This is a genomic window from Moorena sp. SIO3E8, assembly GCF_010692445.1.
GTDB lineage: Bacteria > Cyanobacteriota > Cyanobacteriia > Cyanobacteriales > Coleofasciculaceae > Moorena > Moorena bouillonii.
Genome location: NZ_JAAHHM010000248.1, coordinates 1 through 5,210 on the forward strand (window position 1 = coordinate 1; position 5,210 = coordinate 5,210).

Below are 5,210 nucleotides of genomic sequence, written 5' to 3' on the forward strand. Positions count from 1 at the left end.
GTTCTTTTAGCTCTTGCTTTTCTTCCGGACTCAAGTTCATGAGTTTTAGTAATTATTAGAAACTATTTATCATTAATAATATCATGATATCATGATTTTGGTATTTTTGCAAAACTGAGATGCACCCTCAAATTTTCGAGGTATGAAACCCTATATCTTCATAATTTCAGGTCTTTTTGGGTTATCATAGTAATAAGCTACACAGAATTTTTCCCGACTCCCGACTCCCGACTCCCGACTCCCCACTCCCGACTCCCCACTCCCCACTCCCCACTCCCCACTCCCGACTCCCCACTCCCCACTCCCCACTCCCCACTCCCATCAACCCAGGAGCAAATTAACTCACACAATTGAGAACTGCACTATACTGAAAATAGTTCGATCAGAGTTAAATCCAGTCATAAACGTTTCCCAAAATCGTTGTTGTTAACAGAGCAGGAAGTACGAGAAAAATGAACAAAAATGTACTTAAAGATACCAACCTAATCTTAATCGAAAACAACTTCTTCCCTCTCCACACTCCCCCTCATCCCTACACTGCCCACACTTCGTACATTCGACGCACTCCCCAAACCGCCCGCACTCCCCAAACTCCCCATACTCTGCCCATACTATTCCCCCTATTCCCGATTCCCTGTTCCACACTGCTTAAATAATTACTGATTGAATCACTAACTTACTTCCAATGCCAAACAATCCCTTCATTGTCGGTAAGCCAGTTCCCCCAGAGCGTTTTGTGGGACGAACCGCTTTGATTGAAACCGCTTTTGATCAAATCTCCCATCGCAGTAACCTATCAGTGTGGGGAGGTCCGGGCATTGGAAAGTCTTCCTTTCTGGAATTACTCACTTGGCCGGAAATCTGGCGAATACACCAGACCGACCCATCCCAAGCAGTGATTGTGTTATTAAATTGCCTCAGTATTCATCCCTTCACAGGGTCTGGCTTCTGGGGAAAGGTCTTAAGCTTGATTAAAACTAAACTCGACAGCAATCCTGGCCTGCAAGCAGATATCGATAGATTCCTGCAAGACGGAAAAAGCACTGCTGAAGATTTCCGAAAAGTCTTGGGTAAGCTGGGAGCACACAACAAATTCTTAGTGTTGCTAGCGGATGATTATGATGCTGTTTTTCGCACTCATGAAACCTACACTGAAGCTGACATGGAAGCCTTTCTAAGTGAGTGTCGCAGCGTAGCCTATTTTGCTGAGGAAAGGCAATACCTCTCCATGATTGTCACCTCCTCTCGCCGTCTTAATGAACTTGGGCCGAGTCTCACTCCAGATAAATCCCCGTGGTACAATCACTATCTGTTTCGACAACTTAAGCCATTTACCAAGAATGAAGTAGATACTCTGCTATTTGGGATGCCGATGACACCGGCGTTGCGGGATGGTATTAAAGAGATTGCTGATGGACACCCGGTCTTGCTACAGAATGCCGGTTATCTGCTTTACCAAGAGTTACGATCTGGAGGAGACCTCGACCCTGTTACCTTTGCCCAAGAGTTCCAAAATACAACCCTACATATCTTTCAACAGATGTGGGAATTATCTAATCCCATCGAGCAAACGTTGTTAATGCTAATTGCCCTGTCTGAACTCAAGGGTCGATTGCGTAATCAGCGCTACGATATCAGTAATATTGATAACATTTTCAGTCAGCAGGAGCTAGAATTAGATGCTCTAGTGGGACAAGGAGTAATTAAACGTCAATACACGGAAGATAAGATCAATTATTCCTTTGCCTCTTCCATTATGGAGTGGTGGGTGGTTAAAAAAATCCAGAATAGTAATGAAACTGAACTAGAACAACGAAAGAAGGTATTTCTGAATGTGATGAGTTCAAAGCAAGCAGAAAAAGTAACCACAGCCATTCGTTGGTTATGGAATAATAAAGACCAGGTGCCATCTATCCTAGAATGGATTGGAAAAGTGTCAGCTGCTCTTCCAAAAGGAGCAATAGGCCGATAAACTCAGTTTGCTATCCCGAGCTTGTGGTGATAGGCGTAGGGTGGGTTAGGGAAGGGCTTGCCCTGGTTTTGCGCCTCATAGTCCCTGGTTGGGACAGCCCGTCCCGTAACGCACCACCGGCTCAAACAGCTACAGGTCTTGGCTGAATGCTAATAGCTAATAGCTGATAGCTTACAATGTAACTGAGGCTAAAACCAACATGACTAGTGCAACTGTTCGGAAAAATCCTTATATTAGAAGAAATCCTTATATTGTTGGTCGTCCCATCTCTGAACCGGAATTGTTTTTCGGTAGACGCAAAAAGTTTGACTTGATTGAGGATAACCTCCGCCAGGGCGTACAGGTAATTTTGTTCCATGGTCAACGACGTATTGGTAAATCCACTGTACTTAAACAAATTCCCAATTTTGTTGGGCAAAATGACTTTGTGTTTGTTCAGTTTGACCTACAGGACAAAAGTCAGTTACCCCTTAGTCGTGTTCTCTACAGTTTAGGACAAGCTATTATTAATCAACTCCAGCTAAAGTCTGATCATACTAAGTTACCAACCATTACGGAATTAGAAACCAATCCGAATCGTTTTCTTGATAGCTTTTTATCAAAAGTCTATCAAGAATTAGGGTATAAAAAGCTGGTGTTGTTGCTAGATGAATTTGATGTGTTGAGTAGTGAATATTCTACCTCAGAGCCATCAAAAGAGTCATCATCTGAAACGTTTTTCCCTTATTTAAAATCTCTGCTTAAACAGGAACAGCGATTATTTATTATTCCGTTTATAGGACGGCAACTGGATGATATGCCCAAGTTGCTGGGATTATTTAAAGGTGCTCCTAGCCAAAAAGTTGGCTTGCTCAGTGAACGAAGTGCCACAGAGTTAATTACTGAACCAGCTAAGGGGTCTTTGACCTATGACTCGAAGGCAATCGATGCTATATTAGCATTAACATCAGGTCATCCCTATTTCACTCAGGTCGTATGTCATGCAGTGTTTGCTCAAGCTAGAGCTGAACAAAAGTGGCAGGTAACTCGTGATGATGTCACCAGAATTGTTGATGATGCCATTGAAATTGGTGAAGGAGGATTAACCTGGTTTCGGGATGGATTACCGATTCCTGAACGAGTGATATTTTCCGCAGTAGCAGAGGCTCAAAAAAAAGCTGAAAGAAATCCTAATCAGGTTGTGCAAGACCCGTTGAGTTTACTGGAAGAGTATGGCGTTACTATCACCAAGTCTTTGAGGGAAGCTAGGGAAAAACTAGTTGAATCAGGTTTCTTGGGAGTTCTAGAAATAACTGATAAAGGTTCATCCTACAACGGAAAATCCGACAAGGTAGAAATCGAATTAGTCCGCCGTTGGTTAGTCAAACGTTACCCATTGCGGCGAGAGATATTTGAATTGGAAGACCTCGATCCAGAGGCTAAGGCTAATTATAAAAAAGCAATGGAACGGAGTGATCAGGGGGATGTATCCCATAGGGTGAAACCCTATGAACAGATTTTGAAAGCCAATCCCAATCACTTTAGTGCTTTATTCAAGATAGCAAGGATATATTTGGAAGGTGACGTATTTGATAAAGCAGTGGAATGCTATCAGCGAGCATACCAAGTTAATCCAGTCCGGAATCAGGATGGATTAGTGCGATCGCATTTAGGTTATGGACAACACCTCATGGAAGTAGGGGAAGTGATCCTAGCCAGGCGGCAATTTGACCAAGTGCTAAGGATAGAGCCAGAAAATCAACAAGCTTATCAATTCTATAACAAATTAAACAATCCTTTCGTTGTAGGCGCACCAGTTCCCCCAGACCGTTTTGTGGGACGACAATCAGAAATTCTGGCTGGTTTTAATCAAATCTCGAACCGCAGTAACTTAGCCATTTGGGGTGGTCCAGGGATGGGTAAGACCTCTTTCCTGGAACTCCTGGCTTCTCCGGACGTTTGGAAAGAGTATGGACAAGACCCATCACAGGCTTTGATGGTGCTACTCAGTTGCGAAAGTATCCAACCGTTTACAGCTTCCGGGTTTTGGCAGGAAGTCTTTAGTCTGCTCAAAGAGGAATTGGACGGTGAGCCAGACCTTCAGGCAGAGATCGAAACATTGCTCGACCACGGAAAAGCAACTGCCAGGGTTATGCGCCAAGTATTGGGGAAGCTTGGAAAACGAAACAAGTTCTTGGTGTTGCTAGTAGATGACTATGATGCCGCTTTGCGAGAAAACCCGCACTATACTCAAGCTGACATGGAAATCTTTGTCACTGAGTGTAGCAGTATTGCCTATCACTCTCGGGAGAGGAGATATTTATCAATGATTGTCACCTCACTTCGCCCTCTCAATGAACTTGATCCTCCCCTCAATCCCAATAGTTCTCCCTGGTACAACCATTATCTGTTTCAATCCCTGAAGCCATTAACGGAAACTGAAGTGGAGCAATTAATGGCAAGTATTCCCATCACACCAGCATTACGGGATGTCATTAAAGACAGGGCTGGTGGACATCCGGCGCTCTTACAAATTGCTGGTTCTTTGCTATTTAGAGAATTAAGAACTGGGAAGTTACCTGATACTGAAACCTTTACCAAGGAGTTTGAAAGTCAAACTAGACATATTTTCCAAAATATTTAGCAACGGTGCAGGGATGTCGAGCAAGGACTGTTGATACTGATGGCTTGGTCTATTTGGATGGGATGCATTAGCTGATAGCTGTTCGCGTAGCGTGCGCGTAGCGCTTATGCTGAATGCTTAGGGAGGATTCACCCACAAGAAACATTTACCAACCGAGCCAGACTTCCCTCCATGATAGCGGTGGTTTGACCAGATACAGTGAATACCAAAGCTTCCCGATAGACTCGCTGGGCAGGATGGTGTTTGTAGTTAGCAGCACCACTAGACACAGTCACCGCTGCTTGAGCACATCTTCCGGCTAAGTTAATTGCCCAAGTCCTCAGTTGTAGCCGTTGTTCAAACGTCTGAGAATCCGCTTTTGCTGCTTGGATCATAGCTGTTTGGCAGCGAGTGAATTCCCCGTTGAGGGACTCAAAAGCATTGTATAGAAAATCCAGTTCCTTGGTTTTGGCAGCCGCTTCTACAATGTCGAGTCCAGCTTGGGCACATCCTAGTGCAGCGCGGCAGAAATACTTGAGCAGCTGCTGATAATGGTAAAATAGAAGGATGAACTGCTTACCTACTCGATGCTCAGCTTACCCTATTGTACTCTTCACAACTTGTGCTATGCCTGAC

The 5,210-nt window shown here is 44.0% G+C and carries 5 protein-coding genes; 4 read left to right on the forward strand and 1 reads right to left on the reverse strand.

From position 1 onward, the window contains the following. The first annotated feature begins 176 nt into the window (after positions 1-176). From F6K46_RS37945 to F6K46_RS37960, 4 genes are all read left to right on the forward strand, one after another. Positions 177-341, forward strand: coding sequence for a hypothetical protein (locus F6K46_RS37945; RefSeq protein ID WP_293118013.1), 165 nt, complete (start codon positions 177-179; stop codon positions 339-341). Positions 342-452: 111 nt separating this feature from the next. Continuing rightward, complete coding sequence (locus F6K46_RS37950; RefSeq protein ID WP_149030994.1) at positions 453-656, forward strand: hypothetical protein; 204 nt, start codon at positions 453-455, stop codon at positions 654-656. A gap of 29 nt (positions 657-685) precedes the next feature. Further along, entirely contained in the window at positions 686-1,972 is a 1,287-nt protein-coding gene (locus F6K46_RS37955) for an ATP-binding protein (protein ID WP_293068100.1), read from the forward strand. Between the two features lie 199 nt (positions 1,973-2,171). Then, positions 2,172-4,595, forward strand: coding sequence for an AAA family ATPase (locus tag F6K46_RS37960; RefSeq protein WP_293068097.1), 2,424 nt, complete (start codon positions 2,172-2,174; stop codon positions 4,593-4,595). A gap of 128 nt (positions 4,596-4,723) precedes the next feature. On the opposite strand, the gene F6K46_RS37965 is transcribed toward F6K46_RS37960, so the two are convergent. Then, positions 4,724-4,969, reverse strand: coding sequence for a hypothetical protein (locus F6K46_RS37965; protein WP_293068094.1), 246 nt, complete (start codon positions 4,967-4,969; stop codon positions 4,724-4,726). Between the last annotated feature and the right edge of the window lie 241 nt (positions 4,970-5,210).